General features: G+C 74.0%; 22 protein-coding genes. 17 read left to right on the forward strand and 5 right to left on the reverse strand.

Annotated features, from left to right (window positions below; translation table 11 throughout):
• Positions 1 to 8: 8 nt before the first annotated feature.
• Complete coding sequence (locus MTP13_RS07130) at positions 9 to 614, reverse strand: zinc-binding alcohol dehydrogenase (RefSeq protein ID WP_243570374.1); 606 nt, start codon at positions 612 to 614, stop codon at positions 9 to 11.
• A gap of 40 nt (positions 615 to 654) precedes the next feature.
• Here MTP13_RS07130 and purM point away from each other — a divergent pair, with 40 nt between their 5' ends.
• The 7 genes from purM to MTP13_RS07165 all read left to right on the forward strand — a co-directional run bounded on the left by purM (position 655) and on the right by MTP13_RS07165 (position 10,944).
• Entirely contained in the window at positions 655 to 1,758 is a 1,104-nt protein-coding gene (gene purM, locus MTP13_RS07135) for a phosphoribosylformylglycinamidine cyclo-ligase (protein WP_243570375.1), read from the forward strand.
• A gap of 7 nt (positions 1,759 to 1,765) precedes the next feature.
• Entirely contained in the window at positions 1,766 to 2,524 is a 759-nt protein-coding gene (locus MTP13_RS07140; RefSeq protein ID WP_243570376.1) for an LLM class flavin-dependent oxidoreductase, read from the forward strand.
• A complete protein-coding gene (locus MTP13_RS07145) occupies positions 2,521 to 4,005 on the forward strand; it encodes an SDR family oxidoreductase (protein WP_243570942.1) in 1,485 nt (494 codons plus the stop codon). Before MTP13_RS07140 ends, MTP13_RS07145 begins: the two co-directional genes overlap by 4 nt.
• Entirely contained in the window at positions 4,002 to 5,336 is a 1,335-nt protein-coding gene (locus tag MTP13_RS07150) for a cryptochrome/photolyase family protein (protein ID WP_243570377.1), read from the forward strand. Before MTP13_RS07145 ends, MTP13_RS07150 begins: the two co-directional genes overlap by 4 nt.
• 237 nt (positions 5,337 to 5,573) lie before the next feature.
• Positions 5,574 to 8,969, forward strand: coding sequence for a fibronectin type III domain-containing protein (locus tag MTP13_RS07155; RefSeq protein ID WP_243570378.1), 3,396 nt, complete (start codon positions 5,574 to 5,576; stop codon positions 8,967 to 8,969).
• Positions 8,970 to 9,055: 86 nt separating this feature from the next.
• Positions 9,056 to 9,730: a response regulator gene (locus MTP13_RS07160; protein ID WP_243570379.1), complete on the forward strand. Its 675-nt coding sequence runs from the start codon at positions 9,056 to 9,058 to the stop codon at positions 9,728 to 9,730.
• Positions 9,727 to 10,944, forward strand: coding sequence for a sensor histidine kinase (locus tag MTP13_RS07165; RefSeq protein WP_243570380.1), 1,218 nt, complete (start codon positions 9,727 to 9,729; stop codon positions 10,942 to 10,944). Before MTP13_RS07160 ends, MTP13_RS07165 begins: the two co-directional genes overlap by 4 nt.
• Here the strand turns inward: MTP13_RS07165 and MTP13_RS07170 are convergent.
• The 3 genes from MTP13_RS07170 to MTP13_RS07180 form a co-directional block, all read right to left on the reverse strand.
• Entirely contained in the window at positions 10,934 to 11,314 is a 381-nt protein-coding gene (locus MTP13_RS07170; RefSeq protein ID WP_243570381.1) for an META domain-containing protein, read from the reverse strand. The genes MTP13_RS07165 and MTP13_RS07170 overlap by 11 nt on opposite strands.
• 101 nt (positions 11,315 to 11,415) lie before the next feature.
• Positions 11,416 to 11,850 carry a GbsR/MarR family transcriptional regulator gene (locus MTP13_RS07175; RefSeq protein WP_243570382.1) on the reverse strand — a complete coding sequence of 145 codons (435 nt, stop codon included), beginning with the start codon at positions 11,848 to 11,850 and terminating at the stop codon, positions 11,416 to 11,418.
• Positions 11,847 to 12,701 (reverse strand): alpha/beta fold hydrolase, encoded by an 855-nt coding sequence (locus MTP13_RS07180; protein ID WP_243570383.1) that lies wholly within the window; start codon positions 12,699 to 12,701, stop codon positions 11,847 to 11,849. Before MTP13_RS07180 ends, MTP13_RS07175 begins: the two co-directional genes overlap by 4 nt.
• A gap of 134 nt (positions 12,702 to 12,835) precedes the next feature.
• Between MTP13_RS07180 and MTP13_RS07185 the strand changes: the two genes are divergently transcribed.
• Entirely contained in the window at positions 12,836 to 14,143 is a 1,308-nt protein-coding gene (locus MTP13_RS07185; RefSeq protein ID WP_243570384.1) for a flavin-dependent oxidoreductase, read from the forward strand.
• Between the two features lie 33 nt (positions 14,144 to 14,176).
• Positions 14,177 to 14,752: a MarR family winged helix-turn-helix transcriptional regulator gene (locus MTP13_RS07190; protein ID WP_243570385.1), complete on the forward strand. Its 576-nt coding sequence runs from the start codon at positions 14,177 to 14,179 to the stop codon at positions 14,750 to 14,752.
• On the opposite strand, the gene MTP13_RS07195 is transcribed toward MTP13_RS07190, so the two are convergent.
• On the reverse strand, positions 14,638 to 15,210 hold the full coding sequence (locus MTP13_RS07195; protein WP_243570386.1) for a TetR/AcrR family transcriptional regulator: 573 nt from the start codon (positions 15,208 to 15,210) through the stop codon (positions 14,638 to 14,640). The genes MTP13_RS07190 and MTP13_RS07195 overlap by 115 nt on opposite strands.
• Before the next feature lie 160 nt (positions 15,211 to 15,370).
• On the opposite strand from MTP13_RS07195, the gene MTP13_RS07200 reads away from it, so the two are divergent.
• From MTP13_RS07200 to MTP13_RS07235, 8 genes are all read left to right on the forward strand, one after another.
• Complete coding sequence (locus MTP13_RS07200) at positions 15,371 to 17,035, forward strand: CocE/NonD family hydrolase (RefSeq protein WP_243570387.1); 1,665 nt, start codon at positions 15,371 to 15,373, stop codon at positions 17,033 to 17,035.
• Complete coding sequence (locus MTP13_RS07205; protein WP_243570943.1) at positions 17,035 to 17,493, forward strand: DUF3237 domain-containing protein; 459 nt, start codon at positions 17,035 to 17,037, stop codon at positions 17,491 to 17,493. Before MTP13_RS07200 ends, MTP13_RS07205 begins: the two co-directional genes overlap by 1 nt.
• A 106-nt stretch (positions 17,494 to 17,599) precedes the next feature.
• Positions 17,600 to 19,249, forward strand: coding sequence for an ABC transporter substrate-binding protein (locus MTP13_RS07210; protein WP_243570388.1), 1,650 nt, complete (start codon positions 17,600 to 17,602; stop codon positions 19,247 to 19,249).
• A gap of 33 nt (positions 19,250 to 19,282) precedes the next feature.
• Positions 19,283 to 20,236 carry an ABC transporter permease gene (locus MTP13_RS07215; RefSeq protein WP_243570389.1) on the forward strand — a complete coding sequence of 318 codons (954 nt, stop codon included), beginning with the start codon at positions 19,283 to 19,285 and terminating at the stop codon, positions 20,234 to 20,236.
• The gene (locus tag MTP13_RS07220) at positions 20,233 to 21,096 is read left to right on the forward strand and encodes an ABC transporter permease (RefSeq protein ID WP_243570390.1); all 864 of its coding nucleotides are present in this window, start codon (positions 20,233 to 20,235) and stop codon (positions 21,094 to 21,096) included. The genes MTP13_RS07215 and MTP13_RS07220 overlap by 4 nt, the downstream gene beginning before the upstream one ends.
• The gene (gene nikE, locus MTP13_RS07225) at positions 21,093 to 22,775 is read left to right on the forward strand and encodes a nickel ABC transporter ATP-binding protein NikE (RefSeq protein WP_243570391.1); all 1,683 of its coding nucleotides are present in this window, start codon (positions 21,093 to 21,095) and stop codon (positions 22,773 to 22,775) included. Before MTP13_RS07220 ends, nikE begins: the two co-directional genes overlap by 4 nt.
• A gap of 14 nt (positions 22,776 to 22,789) precedes the next feature.
• Complete coding sequence (locus tag MTP13_RS07230; RefSeq protein WP_243570392.1) at positions 22,790 to 23,269, forward strand: DUF3237 domain-containing protein; 480 nt, start codon at positions 22,790 to 22,792, stop codon at positions 23,267 to 23,269.
• Positions 23,270 to 23,342: 73 nt separating this feature from the next.
• Positions 23,343 to 24,992, forward strand: coding sequence for an amidohydrolase (locus MTP13_RS07235; RefSeq protein ID WP_243570393.1), 1,650 nt, complete (start codon positions 23,343 to 23,345; stop codon positions 24,990 to 24,992).
• Positions 24,993 to 25,010 lie beyond the last annotated feature (18 nt).

Genomic DNA, 25,010 nt, shown 5'->3' on the forward strand with positions numbered 1-25,010 from the left:
TGACCGCCCTACGCCAGCTCGGCGATGATGGGGTGGATGGCGTCGTCGAAGGCGGCGGCGTCGCTGCGCAGCGAGTCGGTGACGGCGACGGTCTTGCGGCCGATCCACCAGACGCCGACTTCGGCGAGCGGCAGCACCTCGACGTTCAGCTCGAAGGAGTGCGCGCGGCGGCCCACCTCGCGCTCGTGCTCGGCGATGGTGCCGGCGTACGCCCGGTACGAGTCGCCGCGGCGCGACTTCGAGGCGGTGCGGTAGCTCTCCTCGGCCCACTCCACCCAGGCGAGCGCCGCGCCCGCGTGCGGCACGACGGCACGGGCCAGTTCTTCGGATCCGCTGCGGGGCAGGGCGATGGCGGTGCCGTACGCCTCGACGAGTTCGAGCGGAACGGGCGACGGATGCTCCTCCGGCTCGACGGTCATCTCCCACCACGAGCGCCACTGGCGTTCGAGCCGGCCGTCGTCGGGGGCGCGGCTGCCGACCGCGCCGATGTCGCGCAACCGGGGCAGCTCGGCGGGCGCCCCGACCGCGAGCACCTCGCGGAGATAGAGCGCGAGCAGGATTCCGCGACCCGCATTCTCACGGATCACCCACGACGGCGTCGCCCCCGCATGCATGACTGAATTCTAGTCGCCCAACCGCCGCTACCCTTGGAGGGTGAGCGCCAACTCGTCCTACGCCGCGGCTGGAGTCGACACCGCCGCCGGCGACCTCGCCGTCGAACTGATGAAGGCGCAGGTCGCCGCCACCCACGGGCCACAGGTGCTTGGCGGGGTGGGCGGCTTCGCCGGCCTCTTCGACCTGTCCTTCGCGAAGGACTACGCCCGGCCGCTGCTGGCGACCTCGACCGACGGCGTCGGCACGAAGATCGCCATCGCCCAGGCGCTCGACAAGCACGACACCATCGGGCAAGACCTCGTCGGCATGGTCGTCGACGACATCGTCGTGGTCGGGGCGAAGCCGCTCTTCATGACCGACTACATCGCCTGCGGCAAGGTCGTGCCCGAGCGCATCGCCACCATCGTCACCGGCATCGCCCGGGCCTGCGCCGACACCGGCACCGCCCTCGTCGGCGGCGAGACGGCCGAGCACCCGGGCCTCATGGGCGCCGACGACTACGACGTCGCGGGCGCCGCGGTCGGCATCGTCGAGGCCGACCGCGCCCTCGGCGCCGAGAAGGTGCGCGACGGCGACGCCGTCATCGCGATCTCCTCGAGCGGCCTGCACTCGAACGGCTTCTCGCTCGTACGGGCCATCCTGCGCGACGCCGGCATCGGCTACGGCGACCACGCCGCCGAGCTCGGCACGAGCTGGGGCGAGGCCCTGCTCGAACCCACCCGCCTCTACTCGGGCCAGCTCGTCGAGCTGCTCGAGGGCGAGCACGGCGACGCGGTGCACGCCCTCTCGCACGTCACCGGCGGCGGCCTCGCCGCGAACCTCGCCCGGGTGCTGCCGAAGGGCTCCTACGCCGAGCTCGACCGCACCACCTGGTCGCCGGCCCCCGTGTTCCGGGTGCTGAACGAGCTCGCCGGCACCACGCTCGAATCGACCGAGGGCACCTGGAACCTCGGCGTCGGCTTCTTCGCCGTCGTCGCCGACCAGGCCGCCGACGCGGTCGTCGCCGAGCTCGACCGGCTCGGCCTGCCGTCCTGGCGGCTCGGCACCGTCGCCCACGGCACGCCCCCGGGCGACGGCTGGGAGCAGGGCGCCAAGGGCGTCGACGGCGGCGCGGTGCGCCTCGTGGGCGGCTACGCGAGCTGAGACCGACATGGCCACCGCGTACTCGATCGGACTCATCGGCACCACGCCGGCCGAGCACGTGCGGGCCCTCGCGCCGCGCATCGAACGGCTCGGCTTCCACGCCCTCTGGCTGAACGACGTGCCCGGCGGCGACTCGCTCGCCGGCCTCCGCGAGGCGGCCGCGGTCACGAGCGGGCTCGGCGTCGCGACGGGCGTCATCCCGCTCGACCGCCGGCCCGCCGCCTCCCTCGACCTCGACGGCCTGCCCGCCGAGCGCACCCTCATCGGCATCGGCTCGGGGCGCGCCGCGAAGCCGCTCGGGCTCGTGCGCGACGGCCTCGCCGAGCTTCGCGCCCGCACCTCGGCCTCGCTCGCGGTCGGCGCGCTCGGCCCCAAGATGCGCGAGCTCGCCGCCCGCGAGGCCGACGCCGTGCTGCTGAACTGGCTCACCCCCGATGCCGGCGCCGCCGCCCGCGAGGAGCTGCACCGGCAGGCCGCCGGCCGCGAGGTGCGCGCCGTGCTCTACGCCCGCACCATCGTCGAGCCCGCCGCCCGCCCGCCGCTCGAAGAGGAGTCGGCGCGCTACCAGTCGTTCCCCGCCTACGCGGCGAACTTCGCCCGCCTCGGCTTCGACGCCATCGACACGACCATCTCGGATGCCGAGCGGCTCGCCGCCTACGACGGCCATGTCGACGAGCTCGTGCTGCGCGCGATCACCCCGAGCGGCTCCCTCGACGAGCTCGAACGCTTCGTCGAGCGCACCGCGGAGTGGCTGCCGACGCCATGAAGGTGCTCGTGACCGGCGCGACCGGCTACCTCGGGGGACGGCTCGTCCCGAGGCTGCTCGCGGCCGGCCACGAGGTGCGGCTCATCGCGAGGCACCCCTCCCGGCTCGCCGAGGCCCCCTGGGCCGGCGACGTCGAGATCGTCGAGGGCGACCTCACCGACCGCCGGGCGGTCGACGAGGCGATGACCGGCGTCGACGCCGCGTACTGGCTCGTGCACTCCATGGGCGCGCCCGGCGACTTCGAGGCGAGCGAGCGCGCCATGACCGAGCAGTTCGCCGCCTCCGCGCGCGAGCACGGCGTGCGCCGCATCGTCTACCTCGGCGGCCTGCACCCGCCGGGCGTGCCGCTGTCGCGCCACCTGCGCTCGCGGGCCGAGGTCGGCGAGATCCTGCTGCGCTCGGGCGTGCCGACGATCGTGCTGCAGGCGGGCGTCGTGATCGGCTCCGGCTCGACCTCCTTCGAGATGATCCGCCACCTCACCGAGGTGCTGCCGTACATGCCCGCGCCGCGCTGGGTGCGCTCCTTCATCCAGCCGATCGCGGTGCGCGATGTACTCCACTACCTGATCGGGGCGCTCGACGCGCCGCCCGAGGTGAACCGCGCCTTCGACATCGGCGGGCCCGACGTGCTGCGCTACGGGCAGCTCATGAACGGCTACGCGGTCGAAGCCGGCCTGCCGCAGCGGCCCATCGCCGCGCTACCCGTGCTGACCCCGTGGCTCGCGGGGCAGTGGGTGAACCTCGTCACCCCCATCCCCCGCCGGCTCGCCGTGCCCATCATCGAGTCGCTGCAGTACGACTGCGTCATGCACGACCACGACATCGACGAGGTCATCCCGCCGCCCGCCGAGGGCCTGCTGCCGTACCGCACGGCCGTGCGCCTCGCCCTCGAACGCGAGCGCGCGGGCGAGGTCGAGACGAGCTGGCGCAACGCCGCCGCCCCCGGCGCGCCGAGCGACCCGCTGCCGAGCGACCCGGACTGGGCGGGCCACACCGTCTACACCGACGAGCGCACCCGCGCCTGCGCGGCCCCCGCCGCCGAGCTGTGGCGCGTCATCGAGGGCGTCGGCGGCGAGAACGGCTGGTACTCGTTCCCGCTCGCCTGGGCGGTGCGCGGCTGGATCGACAAGCTCGTCGGCGGCGTCGGCCTCGTGCGCGGCCGGCGCGACCCGCACGAGCTGCACGAGGGCGAGGTCGTCGACTTCTGGCGGGTCGAGTCGCTGGAGCGCGGGCGCTCGCTGCGGCTGCGCGCCGAGATGCGGGTGCCGGGCCGGGCCTGGCTCGAGCTCTCGGCGGAGGAGGCGCCCGGCGGCGGCTCCCGCTACCACCAGCGCGCCGTGTACTTCCCGAAGGGGCTCGCCGGACGGCTGTACTGGTGGGCCATCCTGCCCTTCCACGGCGTCATCTTCGCCGGCATGGCGAACCGCATCACCGCCGAGGCCGAGGCGGGCGCGCGCGAGCACGCGGGAGCGAGCTCGTGACCACCGTCGTCTGGTTCCGCGACGACCTGCGGATCGCCGACCACCCCGCGCTCGCGGCCGCCGCCGACGACCCGGGCGGCGTCGTCTGCGTCTACGTGCTCGACGAGGCATCCGCCGGCATCCGCCCGCTCGGCGGCGCAGCCCGCTGGTGGCTGCACCACTCGCTCACCGCGCTCGCCGCCTCGCTCGCCGAGCTCGGCGCGACCCTCGTGCTGCGCCGCGGCCCGGCCGGCGAGGAGGTGCCGCGCGTCGTCGCCGAGGCGGGCGCCGACCGCGTGCTCTGGAACCGCCGCTACGGCGGCGCGGAACGCGAGGTGGATGCCGCGCTGAAACGCGAGCTGCGCGACGCCGGGCTCACCGCCGACTCGCTGCCTGGCGGCCTGCTGCACGAACCGTGGACGATCACCACGAAGGAGGGCGGCCCGTACCGGGTGTACTCGCCGTTCTGGCGGGCGTGCCTCGCCGCACCGCCGCCCGCGCGGCCGCTCGACGCGCCCGACACGCTCCGCGACGCGGCCGGCCCGGTGCGCTCCGACCGGCTCGACGACTGGGGGCTGCTGCCCACCCGCCCCGACTGGGCAGGCGGGCTCGCCGAGACCTGGCAGCCGGGGGAGGTCGCCGCCCTCGAACGGCTCGAGACCTTCCTCGACGAACGCGTCGACGACTACGCCGACGACCGCGACGTGCCCTCGATCGACGCGACCTCGAACCTCTCGCCGCACCTGCGCTGGGGCGAGCTCAGCCCGCGCACCGTGTGGCACCGCGCCACCGAACCCGGCCGGGCGTCCGCCGCGTTCCTCGGCGAGCTCGGCTGGCGCGAGTTCGCCTGGCACACCCTCTTCCACGCCCCGGACCTCGCCGAGCGCAATCTCGACCGCCGCTTCGACGCCTTCGAGTGGGCCGAGCCCGACGCCGAACTGCTCGGCGCGTGGCAGCGCGGCGAGACCGGCTTCCCGCTCGTCGACGCCGGCATGCGCGAACTCTGGCGCACGGGGGCCATGCACAACCGGGTGCGGATGGTGACCGCCTCGTTCCTCACCAAGAACCTGCTCACCGACTGGCGCGTCGGCGAACGCTGGTTCTGGGACACCCTCGTCGACGCCGACCAGGCGAGCAACCCGTTCAACTGGCAGTGGGTGGCGGGATGCGGGGCCGACGCCGCGCCCTACTTCCGCGTCTTCAACCCGCTGCTGCAGGAGAAGAAGTTCGACCCCGAGGGCCGCTACGTCGGCCGCTGGGCGCCCGACAGCGCCGGGCGGATGCCGATCGTCGAGCTGCCCTTCACCCGGGAGCGCGCGCTCGCCGCGTACGCCCGCATTCGCGGGAGCTGAGCGCGCCGCGGGAGCTGAGCGCGCCGCGGGAGCTGAGCGAGCCGAGCGAGCGCTCGGCGCGGGGCCGCAGATGCACCCGAGCTGGGGGTGCGCGCGAGGAGTTTTCTCCCTGTGGCCCATGCGGGGCCCGTTTCTAGGCTGATCGCGTCCTGCCGCCTGTGCGCATCCGCGCACCAGACGCTCCGGCCCGATCGGAGCGCCGCCGAGGCAGGGTGCCAGACCCGAAGGCGTCCCTACATGACTTCGCAGGCTTCTGCCGTCGCACCCTCCGCGCGCCCGTCGCGCTCCCGCCACCTGCTCCGATTCGCCGCCTGCGGCGTCGCCGCCTCGCTCGCGCTCGCGGCGCAGCCGACGGCCGCGTTCGCTGCGCCGCCGAGCGTCACCGGCCCGAGCGAGCCCGTCGCCTACGTCGAGCAGGCCCCGCCCGTCTCCGTCGGCGAGCAGGTCAGCTTCGCCGGCGGCTCGGCCTACGGCGGCGGCTACCTCGACTTCGCGGTCGACGGCGGCACCGCCGACGAGACCCTGTCGCTCCTCACCGCGGAGACGGCCGACACGACCGCCGGGGTCGTCAGCATCGTCGGCACGAGCGTGTACCTCGGCAACGGCACCGCCGCGGACCTGATCGGCGCCGTGGCATCCGACCGCGCCGGCGCGAACGGCGCGCTGCGCATCGTGTTCGCGAGCCCCTTCGACAACCCGAGCTTCGAGGACGACGACAGCATCGGCGGCTGGACCGTCATCGAGGACCGCGTGGACCTCGGCGTCACCACCATCGCCGGCGTCCGCAGCATCGACCAGAGCACGTACGCGGGCATCTCCGGAGGCAGCGGCTTCTCCGCGCCCGTCGACGACAACGCCGCGCCCACCAGGGCCACGTACACCGTGCGACTCAGCACCGTCGACGCGAGCCACGGCGCCACGAGCCTTGAGCTCACGAGCGACATGCAGACGGCCGAGGGCTGCGACGTCGTGCACGGCCCGGCCGTCTACAGCAACCCTTTCGAGGCCGCCGCGAACGACAAGATCTCCTTCGACTGGCGCGCGTTCCAGGGCTCGGACAACTTCCACGTCTACGGCTACATCCTGAACACCGTGACCGGCGCGCAGACCCCGGTGCTCGACGCCACCGGCGGCAACGAGGTGAACGCCTTCGTCACCAAGGAGACGGTGATCCCGGCCTCGGGCGAGTACCGCTTCGTGTTCGTCGGCGGCACCCAGGACAAGACCTGCGGCCGGGCCGCGGGCGCGACCCTGCTCATCGACAACGTGCGCGTCTTCGGCACGAAGGTCACCGACGCGGTCGCCGCGTCGATCAGCGACAAGCTGCAGTACCACAACGCCTCGGACGACCCCGCGGCCACCCGCACGATCTCGATCACCGCGGCCGACGCCGACGGCCAGGTCTCCGCGGCCGGCACCGTCGCGATCGCGATCACCGCGGTCGACGACGCGCCCGCCTTCGGACCGGTCGCCCCGATCACCCTTCTCAACCAGGACGGCGCGCAGAGCTACCCGACGAGCACCGGCACGCTCGACGCGACCGACCCCGACAGCCCGATCACGAGCGCCATCGTCGGCGGCGAGCAGGTCACCACGACGATCGACGGCGTCACCTACACGCAGCGCAAGGCCGGCACCTACGGCACGCTCTACCTCGACGGCGCGACCGGGGCGTACGCCTTCGTGCCGGATGCCGCGGCCGCCGACGCCCGTCAGCGCGACGACAGCGAGTCGTTCGAGTTCGAGATCTCGGCCGAGGACCGCTCGCCGGGCGGCCCGCACCCGGCGAAGACGGCCCGCCAGTCCCTCACCGTCTCGCTGCAGGTCTCGGCGAGCGGGCCCGGCGCTGGCACCGCCACGAGCGCCGTCGCCGGCGTCGAGCGCGCGTTCGTCAGCTGGACCGCCCCGGCCTGGGAGGGCGGCGCCGCGATCACCGGCTACGCCGTCGAGTGGTCGATCGACGCGGGCGGCTCGTGGACCACCGCGATCGCGGACACCGGCTCGGACGCGACGAGCGCGACCGTGCTCGACCTCACCGCGGGCACGCCGCTCGTGTTCCGCGTCGCCGGGATCAACGCGAACGGGCAGGGCCCGTGGGCGACCGTCAGCAACGAGGTCACCCCCTACACGAAGCCCGCCGCGCCGACCCCGATCACCGCGACGCCCGGCGACACCACGGTCGAGCTCGGCTGGACCGCTCCCGTCGCGGACGGCTGGTCGCCGGTCACCGGCTACCGCATCGAGCAGTCCATCGACGGCGGCCGCACCTGGGCCACCCTCGTCGCCGACACCGGCACCCCGCTTCCGATGCTGCTGCGCGGCCAGGCGCTGCGCCCGTCCGCACTGCTCGCGCCGACCCCGGCGACGAACTACACCGTCAGCGGCCTCCGCAACGGCGAGCCGGTCGCGTTCCGCGTCTCGGCGATCAACGCCGCCGGCACCGGCGTGCACGCCGAGACGGCGCTGACGACCCCGCGCACCACGCCGGGCGCCCCCGCGCCGCTCGTCGCGACGCCCGACGACGCCCGCGTCGCGCTCAGCTGGTCGGCCCCGGCCGACACCGGCGGCGCGCCCATCACCGGCTACCGCGTCGAGCAGTCCACCGACGGCGGCAAGACCTGGACCACGCTCATCGCCGACACCGGCAGCACCGCGACGAGCACCACCGTGACGGGACTCGCGAACGGCACCCCGGTGGCGTTCCGGGTCTCGGCCCTGAACGAGGCCGGCAGCGGACCGGCGGCGGATGCCTCGGCCACGCCCCGCCGCCCCGCCGACGCCGTGACGGTCGACTCGATCACCCCGGGCAACCGCACGCTCACCGTGGCGTTCACGCCGCCCGCGGACGACGGCGGCTCGCCGATCAGCGGCTACGAGTACTCGATCGACGGCGGCAAGACCTGGATCCCCGCCAAGGGCACGACGAGCCCGATCGTGATCGAGGGGCTCGGCAACGGCGTGCCCCGGTCGGTGTCGGTCCGCGCAGTGACCGACGCCGGTCCCGGCGAGGCATCCCCGGTCCAGACCGCCACGCCGGTGCTGCAGCCCATCCGCAGCTCGTCCGGTGCGCTGCCGAAGCTCGCGGCGGGCAAGGCGGCCTCGACCCTGAGCGGCGTCGACGAGCCCGTCTCGACGAGCACCGACGGCGACGAATTCGTCATCTCGGGCGACGGCTTCGAGGTGCGCGTGCAGGCGGTCGGCCCCGACGGTAAGCCCGTGGCCCTCGTGAACGGCGCTCTCGCGGTGCCCGCGGGCGGTTCGCTGCGGATCAGCGGCGACGGCTTCCAGGGCGGCAGCGTGCTCGACTTCTGGCTGCTGGGCGCCGAGCTCGGCCTCGGTGAGGCCACGGCGAACGCCGACGGCTCGTTCACCGCGACGCTGACCCTGCCCGAGGGCCTGCGCCTCGGTGCCGAGACGCTGCAGATCAACGGCCTCGCGCCGGACGGCAGTGTGCGCAGCATCGTGACCGGGATCACCGTGGTGTCGGCGGACGACCTCGCCACCACCGGCCGGGACGTGTCGATGGCGACCGTCGCACTCACCGGCGGCGGGGCCCTGCTGCTCCTGCTCGCCGGCATCTGGATCAGCGTCATCACCCGAAGGCGCCGAGGCGAGGGTCGCGCGCAGCTCTGAGCCGACCACCCGTCTTGGCGATCGGGGCGGAGGTGCACCCTCCGCCCCGATCGCCATGCCCCGCCCCGCTAGACTCTCGACGAGTCATGAGCGCCGAACCAGCCATCCGAGTCGTCCTCCTCGAGGACCAGGCGCTGTTCCGTTCCCTGCTGAGCGACCTCGTGCGCTCGGAACCCGGCTTCGAGCTCGTCGCCGCGGCCGGCACCATCGCCGAGGCGCGGGCCCTCGCGGCGAACGCCGAGGCCGACGTGATGCTGCTCGACATCGAGCTGCCCGACGGCAACGGGTTCCAGCTCGGCCGCGAGCTGCGGCGCGCGCGGCCCGGGCTCGGCGTCGTGCTGCTCTCCAGCCACGACATGATGGAGCTGCTGCTCGCCCTGCCCGACCGCGAGCGCGCAGGCTGGAGCTACCTCTCGAAGGTCTCGTCCACCTCCCGGGAGACGCTGCTGCGCGCCCTGCGGGTGAGCGCCAGGGGCGCCAGCATGCTCGACCCGGAACTGCTCGCCCGCCTGCGCCCGCGCCGCGGCAGCGCGCTCGCCGGCCTCACCCCGCGGCAGCTGCACGCGCTGCGCCTGCTCGCCGAGGGCTTGTCGAACGCGGCCATCGCCCGCGACATGGGCATCTCGAACCACTCCGTCGACAATCTGCTGAACGCCGTCTACTCGACGCTGGGCGTGCGCGACGACGGCGACCTGAACAGCCGCGTCGCCGCGGCGCTGCACCTCGTGCGCGACGGCGCCCCGGGCGGGGCCGGGGCATGAGCCCGCGCGCCCGCGGCACCGCGCCGACGGCCGCGACGCCGACGGCCGCGATCAGCGCGCTGGAGGTGCGCGACCGCGCCGACGACCGGCGCGTGCTGCTGTTCACCGCGGGCGTGCTGCTCACGGCGTTCGCGATCGGCTCGACGCTGCAGACCATCTTCATCTACCGCCCGGAGCGGGTCGCCACCTCCGAGCTGATCGCCGAGGCCCCGCAGCTGCCCGACCGGCTGATGACGAACCTCGTCACCGTCGCGATCGCGCTGCTGCTCGCCGCCTTCGTGCGGCTCGAAGAGCGGCGGCCCCTCGCCGCGGCCGGCGCGGTGCTCGCGATCGCCCTCCCGGTCGCGCTTGCCCGGCATGGGCTGCAGCTGCTGCTCGGCATCTACGTCGCCCCCGAGCTCGACGTCAGCCTCGTCGAGGTGTGCTCGGTCGCCGTCGTCATCGTGGTCGCGCTCGGACTCGCGCTCGCGCAGGTGCGCACGCGCGTGCGGCTGCGCGAGCACGAGCGCGCCGAGGCCGAGCACCGGCTGCGGGCGTCGACGGCGCTCGCCGAGCTGGCCGCGGAGGAGATGCGGGTGCGCCGCGAGGTGGCCGACGGCCTGCACGGCACGCTGCAGGGGCGGCTCGTGCTGAGCCAGGCCGCGATCGACGCGATCCAGCGCCGCGGGGTCGAGGAGGGATGGAGCGAGGCCGCCCTCGCGCAGCTCGCCGGGCTGCGCCGCGATCTCGAGCGGATGCGGGAGCACGACGTGCGCGAGCTCAGCAACCTGCTCTACCCGGTCGGCGTCGACGTCAGCCTCGATCACGCCATCCGGGCGCTCGTGCGCCGGGTGCCCGCGGAGATCGACATCACGGCCGAGGTCGACCCCGAGGCGGACCTCGCGCTCGATCGCGGCGACGACGCCGTCGCGCAGCGCATCGCCGTCGTCCGCGGCGTCGAGGAGGGCATCACGAACGCCCTTCGGCACGGTGCGGCGACGACGATCCGGGTGGCGGTCGGCGTCAGCGGGGGAGACGTCGACGGTGCGGCCGCGCCGCGCGTGCGCGCGACGGTCGAGGACGACGGCGTCGGCCTGCCCGATTCGCCGCGTTGGAACGGGCTCGCCCGCACCTCCGAACGGCTCGGCCTGCGCGGCGGGCGCGTCGAGCTCGCGCCGTCGTCGCTCGGCGGCGCGCGCCTCGAGGTCGAGGTCGCGGCGCCCGTCAGGAGTTGACCGGCGCGCGATCGAGCGTCGCGATCTGCGCCTCGTCGTCGGCGTAGACCGTCATCGTGTCGCCCGACACGTTCGCCGTGTCGAGCCCCTCGAGCACCGCCTCGGTGTCCGGGCACGCCATGCGCGTCGAGGCGACGTCGTCGAAGGAGATGTTGTCGTCCTCCATCGTCCAGCTGCCGGTCAGGCGGTTGCAGCCGTCGTTGCCGGTGAAGGCCCCGCCGCTCTCGAGCTCGAGGTAGGCGCCGTCGGGATCACCCCAGGTGCCCACCGGGTCGGGGCCGCCGCCCCCGGCGCAGCCGCCGAGCATCGTGATGAGCATGACGGCCGCGAGTGCGGCTCCTGCGGCGCGACCGTGTCGGATCCGATGCATGAGCTTCCCCCCGTCCGACGCTTCGCAGTCGCGACGCCGGCTGCCATCCGGTGGCCGGTGCGCGTCGGTCACCCTCTGCTTAGCGAACCGCGCCGCCCGCGTCAACGGCGGGAGCGCAGCATCTGCTCCCCGGCGTCGACGTAGGCGCTGAAGAGACCGGTGACCGCGCGCAGGCGTTCGGCGGCGTGCGCGTCGTCGGTGAGCGGCTCCGCCGCCTCGAGGGCGCGGATGAACGCCCGGGACCGCTGGTGGCTCGCGGCGAGGAGCTGCTCGAACCCTCCGGCGGCCTCGATCAGGAGGCGGCGGCTGCCCGGCTGCGGGATCGTGCGGGCGAGCCCCCAGGCGGCGAGCTCGCGGGTGGCCTGGCTCACGGCGCCGGCGCTGAGGCCGAGCGCCTCGCGCAGCTGCTCCGACGAGGAGGGCTCGGCGCGCAGCAGCAGGTAGCCGTAGACGCGGCCGGTGGCCCGGGCGAGCTGCCACGAGGCGAGCGTCTCGCCCATCACGTCGATGAAGCGCTGCTCCTCGGCATCGGTCATGCGGCGGTCCCTCCTGCGCTCGGCGGCCGGCCGTGCCATCCTGCCAGCAGCTGGAGCAGGAGCTCGCTCACCGCGTCGGGCGCGTCGAGCGTGACGATGTGCCCGGCGCCGGGCACGACGTGCTCGGCGACGTCCTCGGCCGCGGCCCAGCGGGGCATCGCGGTGGCGATGTTGCCCGTGCGGTCCTCGGCGCCGCGCACGAGCGCGAGCGGCACCGGGCTGCGGAAGCCGGGGTCGGGGGAGACGAGCGAGACGGTCGCGCGCCAGACGTCGAGGAACACCGCCTTCGGCATCCGCGCGAACATCGCCTCGGTACGGGCGATCGCCTCCGGCGTGACCGCCGACGCGCGCGCCATCAGGCCGGGGAGCCGCCCGGCGGGGACGAGCGCGAGCATCGGCGCCGCGAGGCGCAGGGCGAACCGCTCACCGGCGGAGAGCGGGCCCGCGTTCCAGGTGGAGTCGAGCACGATGAGCCCGCCCGCGCGCTCGGGGTTGGCGCGCACGAACGCCTGCGAGAGGTTGCCGCCGAGCGAGTGCCCGACGAGCACCGGCCGGTCGAGCCCGAGCGCGTCGATGAGCGCGGCGAGGTCGTCGAGCGCGTCGGCGGCGGTGAAGCGCGTGCCGTCCTCGAGCCGGGACGCGCCGTGCCCGCGGAGGTCCCAGCGCACCGTGCGGTGCCCGGCCGCTGCGAGCGCGGCGAATTGGGCGTCGTACATGCCGCGATCCATGCCGGCGCCGTGGGTGAGCACGACGGCCGCGCGGCCCGAGCCGTCGGTGTCGACCTCGGCCTCGGCGAGCTCGTAGCCGAGCTCGGCACCGGGACGGACGAGCGATCCGGTTATATTCACCATTCTCTGAATATAGCCCACCCTTTCGACTTGCCCGACTTTCATGAAAGTCGGGCAAGTCGGGGTGGGGTGGTTGACGCGGGATGATTTTGTGACAAAACTAACTGCTCGGACGTTCATCTGACGAGGAGGACACGATGAAGATCGTCATCGCGGGTGCCGGGATCGGGGGGCTCGTCGCCGCCCTGAGCCTGCACCAGGCAGGATTCCGCGACATCGCGGTGTACGAACGGGCCGCGGAGCTGCGACCTCTCGGCGTCGGCATCAACCTGCTGCCGCACGCCGTGCGCGAGCTCACGGAGCTCGGGCTCGGCGACGCGGTCGCCGACCTCGGCGTGCCGCCCAGCCGGCTCTCGTACTCCAACCGCCTCGGGCAGCCGATCTGGTCGGAGCCGCGCGGGCTCGACGCCGGCTACGCCTGGCCGCAGCTCTCGGTGCACCGCGGCGAGTTCCAGCTGCTGCTCGCCGCCGAGGTCGCCCGCCGGCTCGGGCCGGACGCCATCCGCACCGGCCACCGGCTCGTCTCGGTCGAGCACGGCGAGCACGTCGAGCGCGCCCGCTTCGAGCGGCCCGACGGCACCGCCAGCGAGGTCGAGGCCGAGCTCGTCGTCGGCGCCGACGGCATCCACTCCGCGCTCCGCGCCCAGGAGCACCCCGACGACGGCGCGCCCGTCTGGAACGGCCTCATCCTCTGGCGCGGCACCGCGACGATTCCGACGTACCTCGACGGGCGCACGATGATCATGGCGGGCGACGGCGAGCAGAAGTTCGTCGCCTACCCGCTCGCCGGCGAGACCGATGAGCCCGGGATGACGCGCGTCAACTTCATCGCCGAGCGGCGGGCGCCCGAGGGCGCGAGCGAGCTCGCCGACTGGAACCTGCCGATCGACCCGGCGCCCATCGTCGAGCGCTTCGCCGACTGGCGCTTCGACTGGCTCGACGTGCCGGCCACGATCGCGGCGGCCGACGAGATCCTCGAGTACCCGATGGTCGACCGCGAGCCCCTGCCGCACTGGCGCGCGGGCAGCTCGACGCTGCTCGGCGACGCCGCGCACGCGATGTACCCGAACGGCTCGAACGGTTCCTCGCAGGCCATCCTCGACGCCCGCACGCTCGCGTTCCACCTCGCCGGTGCCGTGCGGGGCCTCGGCGGGTCCGCGGGGGCCGCCGAGACCGCGTCGGCGGTGCGCGCGGCGCTCGACGCCTACGAGGCCGACCGCCGTCCGGCGACCGCGGCACTGCTCGCGATGACCCGGCAGCTCGGGCCCGAGAAGGTCATGCAGCTCGCCTACGAGCGCGCGCCGCAGGGCTTCGCCGACATCCACGACGTCATCCCCGAGGCCGAGCTGCGCGAGATCGCCGACGCGTACAAGCGCGCCGCCGGCTTCCACCCCGCCGCGCTCACCGAGCGCGACTCGCTCACGCCGGTGAGCGTCGAGCCGTGATCGCGGCGCTCGCGAGGCTGGCACACTGAGGACATGGCAGCAGTGCGCGCGGGATCGGCGGATGGCTCGGCCGAGCTGGCCCGGTTGAACCTCGTCGTCTCGCCGCTGCGGCGCGCGCTGCTCAAGGGCGCGCGCGCCGCGGCGGAGCTCCCCGACATCCCCGACGCGCAGATCGAGCTGCTGCGCGCCGTGCCCCGCGGCGTGCAGAAGTCGCCGGGCGAGCTCGCCACGGAGCTCGGCCTCGGCCGCTCCACGGTCAGCAACCTGCTGAAGCTGCTGGAGCAGGCCGGGCTCGTCGAGCGGGCGACGAGTGGCAGCGACGGCCGCCGGGTCGCGGTGCGGGCGACCGAGCGGGCGCTCGACCTGCTCGAGCGCTTCGACCGCGCGAGCGGGGAGCTCGTGGCCGAGGCGGCGGCGGGGCTCGGCGGCGACGAGCGCCGCGCCCTGGTCGCCGCGGTCCCGGTGCTCGAGCGGCTGCGCGAGCTCGTCGAGGCTCAGAGCGAGGCGAGCAGGGCCTCGGCGGCGGCGCGGGAGCGCGTCATCCGCGAGGGGTCGTCGTCGAAGTCGCCGAGGAAGACGGAGCCGAGCGCGCAGGTCAGCACGCCGTAGGCGGCGGTGACGCAGGCGTCCTCGTCGGCGTGCGGATGCGCTGCGGCGACGAGTTCGGCGAGCTGCAGCCGGGTCGCGGTGTACGCGGTCGTCAGCACCTCGGCGATCTCGGGCGTCACCCGGGAGAGCTCGACGAGCCCGAGCACGACGGCGTTCTCGCGGTCGGGGGCGTTGAAGACCGGCCCGAAGAGGTAGTCGAGCGCGGCCTCGATGCCGTCGATGCCGGTGGGCAGTATCGAGCCGACCTCGCCGCTCTGGTCGGCGAAGACGGCGACGGCCGTGTCGTGCAGCAGGCGGTCGCGGTTGCCGACGAAGTGCCGCACGTGCCCGCGCGACATGCCCGCGGCGTCGGCGATGCGGTCGAGGGTCGTGCCGTGGATGCCGTGCTCGGCGATGGTGTTCATCGTCGCCTCGATGATCTGCTCGCGGCGCTCGGCGGCGACGGATGGGCGTGCCAACGACGCATCTCCTCTCCTGCGGCGCCGACCGGGGCGGCTGCAGCTCGAGTGTAACGGCCCGGTAAATTTTAGTCTAGTCGGACTTGACTAACTATGGATGACGGTCGTAGCGTGACCGTCACCCGCGCCGAGCACCGGCGCGACGTCCCGAAGGAGCGACATGCCCGACATCCTGCGCATCCCCCCGGCGCCCGAGAGCCCGCTCTCGACCCCGGCCCGGATCCGCATGCGCGACGGCGTGCGGCTCGCCGCCGACGTCTACCTGCCCGGCGCCCCCGAGGCGGCCGACGCGAGCCCCGGCGACACCATCCTCATCCGGCTGCCGTACGACAAGTCGGGCGTCTACTGCTTCATCCCGCTCATCGCCGAGTACTTCACCCGGCGCGGTTACCGGGTCGTCGCGCAGGACGTGCGCGGCAAATTCCGCTCAGAGGGCGACGCCCTGCTCTTCGTGAACGAGGTCGACGACGGCTACGACACCCTCGAGTGGATCACCCGGCAGGCGTGGTCGAACGGGCGCGTCGCCATGTGGGGCGACAGCTACTACGGCTACACGCAGTGGGCCGCCGCCGCGAGCGGCCACCCCGCGCTCAAGGCGATCGCGCCGCGGGTCACGGGCACCCAGCTCGGCGAGCCCGTCCGCCGCACGGCCGCCGAACGCGTGCGCCGCGTCGAGTGGGGCATCACCTACCTCTACCCGCTCACCCAGTTCTTCGAGAACGACGCCCTGCACTGGGAGCCCGACTGGTCGAGGCGCGACTTCGCCGCCCAAGCCGAGGAGGTCATCGCCCAGCTCGGGCAGCGCGGGCTCTCCTACGACCAGTGGTACCCGAACCCCGTGCTGCTGCCCCGCTTCCCGCAGGGCGACCCGTTCGCCGGCCGTTCGGTGCCCGTGCTGCACACGATCGGCTGGTGGGACAACTGCGCGCCGCTCTCCTGGGCCGACGTCGCCGCGATCGCCGAACGCCCGAACTGGGAGGCCCACCACTATCTGCGCATCGAGGCGATCGACCACGAGAGCTACCAGCTCCTCGAGGCCGACGGCGACCGCGTCGCCGAGCGCAGCGAGGCGCAGATCCGGGCGCTGCTGCCGCGCACGCTCGACCCCGCGCTCGACTTCTTCGAGGTCTTCGTGCGCGGCAACGGCCGGGCGGGCGAGGTGCCCCGGGTGAGCTGGAACCTCGCCGGCACCGAGGAGCAGCGCGAGTCCGCCACGTGGCCGCCCGCCGGGGTGCGCACGGTGACGCGCTACGCCACGGCCGACGGGGCGCTCGCCGAGCAGCCCGGTCCCGAGGCGACGCTCGCGTGGCGGCACGACCCGGCCGACCTCGTGCCGTCGAGCGCGCCGGACGCCTTCTCGTTCCTGCTCTCGCTGCCCGACGAGGCGCCCATCGGCGAGCGGGACGACGTGCTGCGCTTCGACTCGGCCGCGCTGACGGCCGACGTCGACCTCGCCGGCCCCGCGACGGCGCGGCTCGAGCTCAGCTCGGACGGGCCCGTAGCGGACTGCTTCGTGCGGCTGCTCGACGTGGCCCCCGACGGCACCGCCCTCCGCATCGCCCGCGGGCAGCTGCAGCTGCTCGACGCAGGCACCCCGCACACGCTCGAGATCGACCTCGGCCAGCTCGGCTACCGCGTGCGCGCCGGCCACCGGCTCCGGGTCCACATCTCGAGCAGCGACTACCCCGAGTTCCTGCCGCAGACCGGCACCGGGGCCGACCCCTGGAGCTGGGGCGAGACGCGGATCACCACCCAGCGCACCCGCGTGGGTGGCGCCGACGGTCTCGCGCTCACGCTCACCGTGCTGGAAGGAGCATTGCCGTGATGGACCCCGTCCTCGAGTACGTCTTCGAGATCAAGGCGACGATCGATCCCGACCTCCACATCGGCCGCGGGCCGGAGGAGCGGCTGTCGTTCACGCCGGTCTCCGGCGGCAGCGTCGACGGCCCCCGGCTGCAGGGCGAGGTGCTCGGCGGGGGCGGCGACTGGGCGGTCGAGCGCTTCGGCACCGCGCAGCTCGAGGCGCGCTACCTCATCCGCGCCGCAGACGGCGCGGTCATCGACATCCTGAACCGCGGCTACTTCCGGGCGAGCCCCGACGTCGTCGCCCGCATGGATGCCGGCGAGGACGTGCCGGAAACCGAACCGGGACTGTACTTCCGCACCGCGCCGGTCTTCCAGACCGACGCACCGCAGCACCGATGGCTGGCCGAGCACCAGTTCGTCGGGCTCGCCCGCGACGAGGGCGGCCAGGTGTGCATCCGCATCTTCCTGCTCCGCTGAGCGGGAGCGCGGATCGCCGCCACCAGCACCACCCCTTCCCCCATCCATCCACGGCCCAGCGGATCCACCGGATCCGGCCGGGCCGCCAGGACCGAACGGAACTCTCATGAAGCGAACTGGACTCGCGGCGGGCGCCGTCGCCTGCGCCGCGATGCTGGCCCTCACCGCCTGCGGCCCACGCGCCGGCGGCGACGCCGACGGCGCCAGCGCCGAGCTCACGCTCGTCGACGCCCAGCCGGCCGGCACGCAGCCCGTCGACGAGGTCACCTGGGCCATCGTCGAGGGCGAACCGGCCACGTTGAACCCCGCGGCCTCGGCGAACCTCGTCATCCCGAACCTCTGCGACAACCTGCTCTCGCTGCAGCCCGACTTCTCCGTCGAGCCGGGGGTCGCGGAGCGCGCCGAGTTCGTCGACCCGGTGACCTTCGTGATCACCCTCCGCGACGACGTGACCTTCTGGGACGGCAGCCCGCTGACCGCCGACGACGTGGTATACAGCCTGCAGCAGAGCACCGACCCCGCCTCGCAGTGGTACAGCGCGTTCGCCCTCGTCGACCCGGACCCGGCGACCGGGATCGTCGCGACCGGGCCGCTCGAGGTCACCGTGCACTTCGTCGCGCCGGACTCGACCTTCCGCGACGCGCTCGCCGGGCAGGGCGGCGCCGTCATGCAGAAGGCCTTCGGCGAGGCGGCCGGGCCGGCCGTCGGCACCCCGGACGGCGGACTCATGTGCACCGGGCCGTTCGAGCTCGCCGAGGGCGGCTGGAAGCCGGGCTCGGAGATCGTGACGACCGCGAACGAGGACTACTGGGGCGGCGCCCCGCTCGTGAAGCAGCTCACGTACACCTTCGTGAACGACGGTTCGACCCTCGCGACGGCGCTGACCCAGGGCGAGATCGACGGCGCGATCAACGTCGCACCGAGCTCGCGCGCGGTCTTCGAGGGCGACGGCGCCGGCACGCTGACCGTCGGGCCGTCCACCGCCTCGTACAGCTTCGGACCCGTCTCGGCGACGAGCGCGGCGGCGAACCCCAAGATCCGGCAGGCGCTGAGCCTCGCGATCGACCGGCAGCAGTACCTCGACACCGTGGTCAACGGGCTCGGCTACGTGCAGAAGACGCTCGTGCCCGAGTTCTCGTTCCAGTCGATGGAAGCCGCCGACGTCTACCAGGCCGGCTACGACGCGCTCGCCGAGCCGACCGTCGACCTCGAGGCGGCGAAGCAGCTCGTCGCCGAGAGCGGCGAGGACCTCAGCGTGCCGCTCGTGGTGGCGGTGCCCGCCGGGGCGAAGGAGTTCGCGCAGACCGCCGCGATCATGCAGGCCGCCGGCAAGGAGATCGGCCTCCAGCTCGAGATCGACGAACTGCAGGCCTCCGACTTCGGCGCGCTCTTCTACGACCCCTCGAAGCGCGAGGGCATCGACTTCGTCGCCACCCAGGGCTACCTCGAGACGCCCGGCGTGCTCGGCTACCCGTCGCTGTTCCTGCTGCCGCCCGCGATGGGCGGGGTCTTCAACTGGAGCGAGTACAACGACCCCGACGTCACCGCGCACCTCATGGCGGCCCGCAACGCGACCGACCCGCAGACGGCGGCGAGCGAGTTCGTCGCGGCCCAGGAGATCTTCGCGCCCGAGCAGCTGCAGGTCACCCTCGCCGGCACCTACCAGCTCACCTACCTGAACTCCGAGCTGAGCGGCGTCACCACCTCGGTCGCGGCGTACAGCAGCCCCTGGGCGCTGCACCTCGGCGGCAAGTAGGCGCGGACGACCGGCAGACGGAGGACGACGACGGTGCCCCCACTCACCAGGACGGTGCTCGCGAGGCTCGGCGGGATGCTGCTGACGCTCTTCCTCGCCAGCGTCGTGATCTACTCGGCGGTGCTGCTCACCGGCGACCCGATCGCGGCGCTGGCGGGCGGCGCGAAGCCGACGCCCGAGCTCATCGAACAGATCCGGGCCGCCTACCACCTCGACGACCCGCTGTGGTCGCGGTACTGGCAGTGGCTCACGAGCGCCGTCCAGGGCGACTTCGGGCGCTCCTTCGTCTACAAGACGGAGGTGATGACGCTGCTCGCGCCGCGGTTCGGGCTCACCCTGCAGCTCGTGCTGCTCACCGTGCTCATCATCCTGGTGTTCGGGGTCGGCTCCGGCGTGGTCGCGGCGCTCCGCGGCGGGGCCGTCGACCGCACGGTCGCCGTGCTCACCTCGCTCGGGATGGCGCTGCCGACCTTCGTCGTCGCCATCCTGCTGATCTGGATCTTCGCGAAGTCCCTCGGCTGGTTCCCCGTGTACGGCGAGGGCGGGGGCGGCTGGGACCGGGTCTGGCACCTCGTGCTGCCGGCGGTCTCGCTCGCGGTGCTGTTCATCGCGTACCTCAGCCGGGTCACCCGCAGCGCGCTCGTCGCCCAGGTGCATTCGGAGCACGTCGAGACGGCCAGGGTCCGCGGCATCCCGCGTTCGCGCATCTTCCGGGTGCACGTGTTCCGCAACGCCGCCCCGCAGATCCTCGCGATCTCCGGCACGACGATCGCGGGGCTCTTCGCGGCGTCGGCGATCGCCGAGGTCGCCTTCGGGCTCGGCGGTATCGGCTCGCTGCTCGTGCAGGCGGCGGCCAGAGCCGACCTGCCGGTGGTGCAGATCGTCTCGCTCCTGCTCGTCACCATCTTCGTGGTGCTGAACGCGATCGCCGACCTCTGCAGCGCCCTCATCGACCCGACGAGCGTGGCAGGAGGGAAAGCGGCATGAGCGTCGCACAGATCGCCGGCGGTGCGGTGCCGACCGTCGCCAAGCGGGCGGCCCGGCGGGACTGGCTGTTCCGCGGCGCCCTCGTGGTGTTCGGGCTCATCGCGCTCGCCGCGCTGCTCGGCCCGTGGATCGCGCCGTACGACTCGAGCGCGCTCTACGTCGGCCCGGTGAACGGCGCGTCGAGCCTCGCCCACCCCTTCGGCACGGACGACGTCGGCCGCGACATCCTCTCCCGCGTGCTCGTGGGAGCCGGGGCGAGCGTGTTCGCGCCCATCGTCGTCGTGCTGCTGTCCACCGTGCTCGGACTCGGGCTCGCGCTCACCGCCGCGTGGTTCGGCGGCTGGGTCAGCGGCGTCGTCGCCCGCGTCGTCGACGTCATCTTCGCGATCCCCGGCCTCGTCATCGCCGTGCTCGCGGTCGCGATGTTCGGCAAGGGGCTCGTCGCCCCCGTCGTGGCGCTGTCGATCGCGTACATCCCCGTCGTGGCCCGGCTCACGCAGACCGCCGCCGCGCGCGAACTCGGCAAGCCGTACCTCGCCGCGCTGCGGGTGCAGGGCGTGTCGAGCCTCGCGATCTGCTTCCGGCACCTGGTGCCGGCGATGATCCCCGTCGTCGCGGCGCAGATGGCGGTCGGCTTCGGCTACGCGATGCTCGATCTCGCGGCGATCTCCTTCCTCGGGCTCGGGCAGCAGCCGCCGGCGCCGGACTGGGGATCGATGATCGCGGGCGGGCAGGCCGGCATCCTCGCCGGCGCGCCCGAGCAGTCCGTCTTCCCGGCGGTCTTCGTCGTGATCACCGTGCTCGCCGTCGGCATCATCGGCGCGCGCGTCACCCTCTGGGCCGAGGAGAAGGAACGATGACCCACCCGATCCTCGAGATCTCCGGACTCGACGTCTTCGCCCCGGGTGCCGACGGCCCCCGTCAGCTCGTGTTCGACTCCACCCTGAGCGTGGGCCGCGGCGAGGCCGTCGGCCTCGTCGGCGAGTCGGGCTCGGGCAAGACGCTCACCGTGCGAGCGGTGGCGGGGCTGCTGCCGGACGGCTTCACGACCCGCGGCGCGATCCGCGTCGACGGGCAGGAGCTCGCCGGCCTGGGCCGGCGCGCCGTGCGCGAGCTCCGCGCCAGACGGATCGGGATGGTCTTCCAGACGCCGCGCGCGCACCTGAACCCGCTGCGCACGATCGGCGACTTCCTCACCGAGGCGCTCGTGCACGTCGCGGGGGCGAGCCCCGCCGACGCCGGGCGCCGCGCCCGCGCGCTGCTCGACGAGGTCGGCATCACCGATCCGGACCGTCGGATGCGGCAGCACCCCGGCGAGCTGTCGGGCGGACTGCTGCAGCGGGTCATGATCGCCGCCGCGCTCGCCATGGACCCCGAGATTCTGCTGGCCGACGAGATCACCACCGCGCTCGACGTGACCACCCAGGAGGAGGTCATGGCGGTGCTCGCCGAGCTGCGCGAGCGCCGTGAGCTCTCGCTGCTGTTCATCACCCACGATCTCGCCCTCGCCGGCGCGGTCTGCGACCGCGTCAACGTCATGCAGCACGGCCGCATCGTCGAGACGCTGCCGGCCGCCACCATGCGACGTGACGCGACGCAGGCGTACACGCGGACCCTGATGGCGGCCGCGCTCGACGAGGCGCCGCCGATCGTCGCGGAGGCCGGGACCGCAGCACCGCCGATCCTGCGGCTCGAGGGCATCCGCAAGAGCTACCGGCTCCGCGACGCCCGCGGCCGGGCCGACACCCTCGTCGCGGTCGACGACGTGTCCATGGAGCTCGCGCGGGGCGGCTCGCTCGGCATCGTCGGGGAGTCCGGCTCGGGCAAGACGACCGCCGCCCGCATCCTGCTCGGGCTGGAGACCGCCGACGCCGGACGGATCGAGGTGGCGGGGGAGGACTGGAGCCGGCCCGCCCGCGGCGGTCGCGGCCGACGCCACCGCGCGAAGCTCGCCCAGATGGTCTTCCAGGACCCGTACCAGTCGCTCGACCGGCGCCAGACCGTCGAGCAGTGCCTCCGGGAGGCGATCCGCGTGCATCGGCCACGGGCGGAGCGGGCCGCGCTCGACGCGCGCATCGCCGAGCTCATGGGCCACGTGCGCCTCGACCCGGCCCTGCTCGGCCAGCGGCCGCGCTCGCTCTCGGGCGGCCAGCGGCAGCGGGTCGCGATCGCCCGCGCCCTCGCCGCCGACCCCGAGCTGCTCGTGCTCGACGAGGCCGTCTCGGCGCTCGACGTGACGACGCAGGTGGAGATCCTCACCCTGCTCGACACGATCCGCCGGGAGACCGGGCTCGCGCTGCTCATGATCACGCACGACCTCACGGTCATCCGACGGCTCTGCGACCAGGTGGTGGTGATGCGCCAGGGGCGCATCGAGGAGCACGGGACCGCCGAGGCCATCCTCGACGCGCCGCAGGCGGACTACACCCGCCTCCTGCTCGACTCGATCCCGCGCGAGGGCTGGACGCCGCGACGACGCCGCCTCGGCCGCACCGGCTCCCTCGCCACCGTGACCCGCAGTACCGTGATCCCCGACTGAACGGAAGGACCCCCATGCCGGAACCGCTGATGGAACCCGCCTTCGAGTACTGCTTCGAGCTGCGCTGCCTCGTCGACGAGGCGATCCCGCTCGGCGGCGCCGAGCCCGGCGAGGGCCTGCACTTCGCCCGGGTCTCCGGCGGCGACTTCGACGGCCCCAGGCTGCGCGGGCGGGTGCTGAACAGCGGCGGCGACTGGTGGACCGCCCGCGGCCTCACCGTCGAGCTCGACGCCCGCTACGTCATCGAGGCGGAGGTGACGGGCGGCACCGCCGGCGTCGAGGTCGTGAACCGCGGCGTCTGGCGCACCGACGAGGCGGGCTACGCGCGCCTCCTCGCCGGCGAGGACGTCGACGAGCGGGAGCTCTACTACCGCACCGCGTTCCGGTTCCGCACGGAGCACCCCGAGCTCGGATGGCTCGGCGAGTCGCAGTTCGTCGGCTACGCGCGCCCCGCGCCCGGGCAGGTCGTCATCCGCGTCTTCCGCCTGGTCTGAACCGGCCGAGCGTCCCCACCTCAGCACTCCTCCCGACCGGTCTCATCCGGCCGGCCAGCAGAATGGAACGACCATGACCCGCTCCGCCGAGCTCCTCATCGTGAACGGCCGGGTGTTCGACGGTCGCCTGCGCACCGCGAGCACCGCCGTCGCCGTCCGCGACGGCCGCATCCTCCGCGTCGGCTCGGACGCCGAGGTGCTGGCCCTGCGCGACGACGCCAGCACCGTCCTCGACGCCGCCGGCGGGCTCATCCACCCCGGCTTCGTCGACGCCCACGCGCACGCCGTCTTCGCCGGGGTCGAGCGGCTCAGCATCGACCTCACGCCGGCCGTCACCGTCGAGGAGACCTACGAGCTCATCCGTGCCGGCGCGGCGCGCAGCGACGGCGAGTGGGTCACCGGCGGCGGATGGAGCCACGAACTCTTCCCCGCGCCGACGCGGCACGAGCTCGATCGGATCGTGCCCGACCGGCCGGTCGCGCTGAGCGACGCCGGGCATCACACCCTCTGGGTCAACTCACGGGCGCTCGAGCTCGCGGGCGTCGGCGCGGACACCCCCGAACCGCGCAACGGGCACATCCACCGCGACGAGCACGGCGTCCCGACCGGATACCTGAACGAGACGGCCGCCGAGCTCGTCGGCCGGGTCGTGCCGCCGGCGAGCGAGGCGGAGATGTCCGCGGGGCTCGCGAACGCCCAGGAGTACCTCTGGTCGCTCGGCGTCACCGGCTGGCACGAGGCGATCCTCGGCGAGTACAACGGCAAGGCCGACGCGACGCCCGCGTACCTCCGGGGCATCGCCGACGGCAACCTGCGCAGCGAGGCCTCCGGCGCCCTGTGGATCGCGCCGGGCCTGCGCGAGGCGGACGTGCCCGCGCTGGTCGCGCGCTTCGTCGAACTGCGGGAACGGAACGCCGCCGCCGGCTTCGACACCTCGACCGCCAAGGCGATGATCGACGGCGTGCCGCACGGCGAGACCGCGGCCCTGCTCGAGCCCTACTGCAGCCACGGCGACGGCTTCGCCGGCGAGCTGCACTACGAGGAGGACGCGATCCGCGCCTTCATCGTCCAGCTCGACGCGGCCGGCTTCGCGCTGCACCTGCACATCATGGGCGACCGGGGCATCCGGGTCGCGCTCGACGCGATCGAGGCGGCCCGCGCCGAGCACGGCGCCGGGCCGCGCCACCACATCGCGCACCTCTCGATGGTGCGCCCGGAGGATGCCGCGCGCTTCGGGCCGCTCGGCGTGACGGCGAACATCCAGGGGCTGTGGGCGGCGCCCGACCCGGCCGTGGTCGCCATGATCGGGGAGGCGCGGATGCAGGCCGGCTACCCGTTCCGGAGCATCGCGGAGAGCGGCGCCGAGCTCGCCATGGGCTCGGACTGGCCGGTCTCCCCGGCCGAGCCCTGGCTCGCCATCCACGTCGCGGTGAACCGCTGGGCGCCGCTGCCGCCCGGGGTCGAAGCGCCGCCGCTCCCAGCGGGCGCGACGCCGCCGACCCTCGACCCGGAGCACCAGGCGCTGAGCCTCGAGCAGGCGCTCGCCGCGTACACCGCCGGGTCGACCGAGCTCGTGCTCCGGCGCCCGGGCCGCATCCGGGTCGGCGAGCGGGCCGACCTCGCCATCGCGAGCGCCGATCCCTTCGAGCTGCCGCCGGCCGCCCTCGTGTCCGTGCAGACGGCCGTCACGGTCGTCGAGGGAGTGGTGCGCTTCCAGCGCTGAGCGCCGAGCACCGCCGCG

It is taken from the genome of Agromyces soli (genome assembly GCF_022811605.1).
Taxonomy (GTDB): Bacteria; Actinomycetota; Actinomycetes; order Actinomycetales; family Microbacteriaceae; genus Agromyces; species Agromyces soli.

What these genes read in the sequence shown, in the direction of transcription:
- MTP13_RS07130 (WP_243570374.1), bottom strand. Translation starts at nt 614, where the DNA reads ATGCATGCGGGGGCGACGCCGTCGTGGGTGATCCGTGAGAATGCGGGT.
- MTP13_RS07140 (WP_243570376.1), top strand. Translation starts at nt 1,766, where the DNA reads ATGGCCACCGCGTACTCGATCGGACTCATCGGCACCACGCCGGCCGAG.
- MTP13_RS07145 (WP_243570942.1), top strand. Translation starts at nt 2,521, where the DNA reads ATGAAGGTGCTCGTGACCGGCGCGACCGGCTACCTCGGGGGACGGCTC.
- MTP13_RS07155 (WP_243570378.1), top strand. Translation starts at nt 5,574, where the DNA reads ATGACTTCGCAGGCTTCTGCCGTCGCACCCTCCGCGCGCCCGTCGCGC.
- MTP13_RS07160 (WP_243570379.1), top strand. Translation starts at nt 9,056, where the DNA reads ATGAGCGCCGAACCAGCCATCCGAGTCGTCCTCCTCGAGGACCAGGCG.
- MTP13_RS07165 (WP_243570380.1), top strand. Translation starts at nt 9,727, where the DNA reads ATGAGCCCGCGCGCCCGCGGCACCGCGCCGACGGCCGCGACGCCGACG.
- MTP13_RS07170 (WP_243570381.1), bottom strand. Translation starts at nt 11,314, where the DNA reads ATGCATCGGATCCGACACGGTCGCGCCGCAGGAGCCGCACTCGCGGCC.
- MTP13_RS07175 (WP_243570382.1), bottom strand. Translation starts at nt 11,850, where the DNA reads ATGACCGATGCCGAGGAGCAGCGCTTCATCGACGTGATGGGCGAGACG.
- MTP13_RS07180 (WP_243570383.1), bottom strand. Translation starts at nt 12,701, where the DNA reads ATGGTGAATATAACCGGATCGCTCGTCCGTCCCGGTGCCGAGCTCGGC.
- MTP13_RS07185 (WP_243570384.1), top strand. Translation starts at nt 12,836, where the DNA reads ATGAAGATCGTCATCGCGGGTGCCGGGATCGGGGGGCTCGTCGCCGCC.
- MTP13_RS07190 (WP_243570385.1), top strand. Translation starts at nt 14,177, where the DNA reads ATGGCAGCAGTGCGCGCGGGATCGGCGGATGGCTCGGCCGAGCTGGCC.
- MTP13_RS07200 (WP_243570387.1), top strand. Translation starts at nt 15,371, where the DNA reads ATGCCCGACATCCTGCGCATCCCCCCGGCGCCCGAGAGCCCGCTCTCG.
- MTP13_RS07205 (WP_243570943.1), top strand. Translation starts at nt 17,035, where the DNA reads ATGGACCCCGTCCTCGAGTACGTCTTCGAGATCAAGGCGACGATCGAT.
- MTP13_RS07210 (WP_243570388.1), top strand. Translation starts at nt 17,600, where the DNA reads ATGAAGCGAACTGGACTCGCGGCGGGCGCCGTCGCCTGCGCCGCGATG.
- MTP13_RS07220 (WP_243570390.1), top strand. Translation starts at nt 20,233, where the DNA reads ATGAGCGTCGCACAGATCGCCGGCGGTGCGGTGCCGACCGTCGCCAAG.
- nikE (WP_243570391.1), top strand. Translation starts at nt 21,093, where the DNA reads ATGACCCACCCGATCCTCGAGATCTCCGGACTCGACGTCTTCGCCCCG.
- MTP13_RS07230 (WP_243570392.1), top strand. Translation starts at nt 22,790, where the DNA reads ATGCCGGAACCGCTGATGGAACCCGCCTTCGAGTACTGCTTCGAGCTG.
- MTP13_RS07235 (WP_243570393.1), top strand. Translation starts at nt 23,343, where the DNA reads ATGACCCGCTCCGCCGAGCTCCTCATCGTGAACGGCCGGGTGTTCGAC.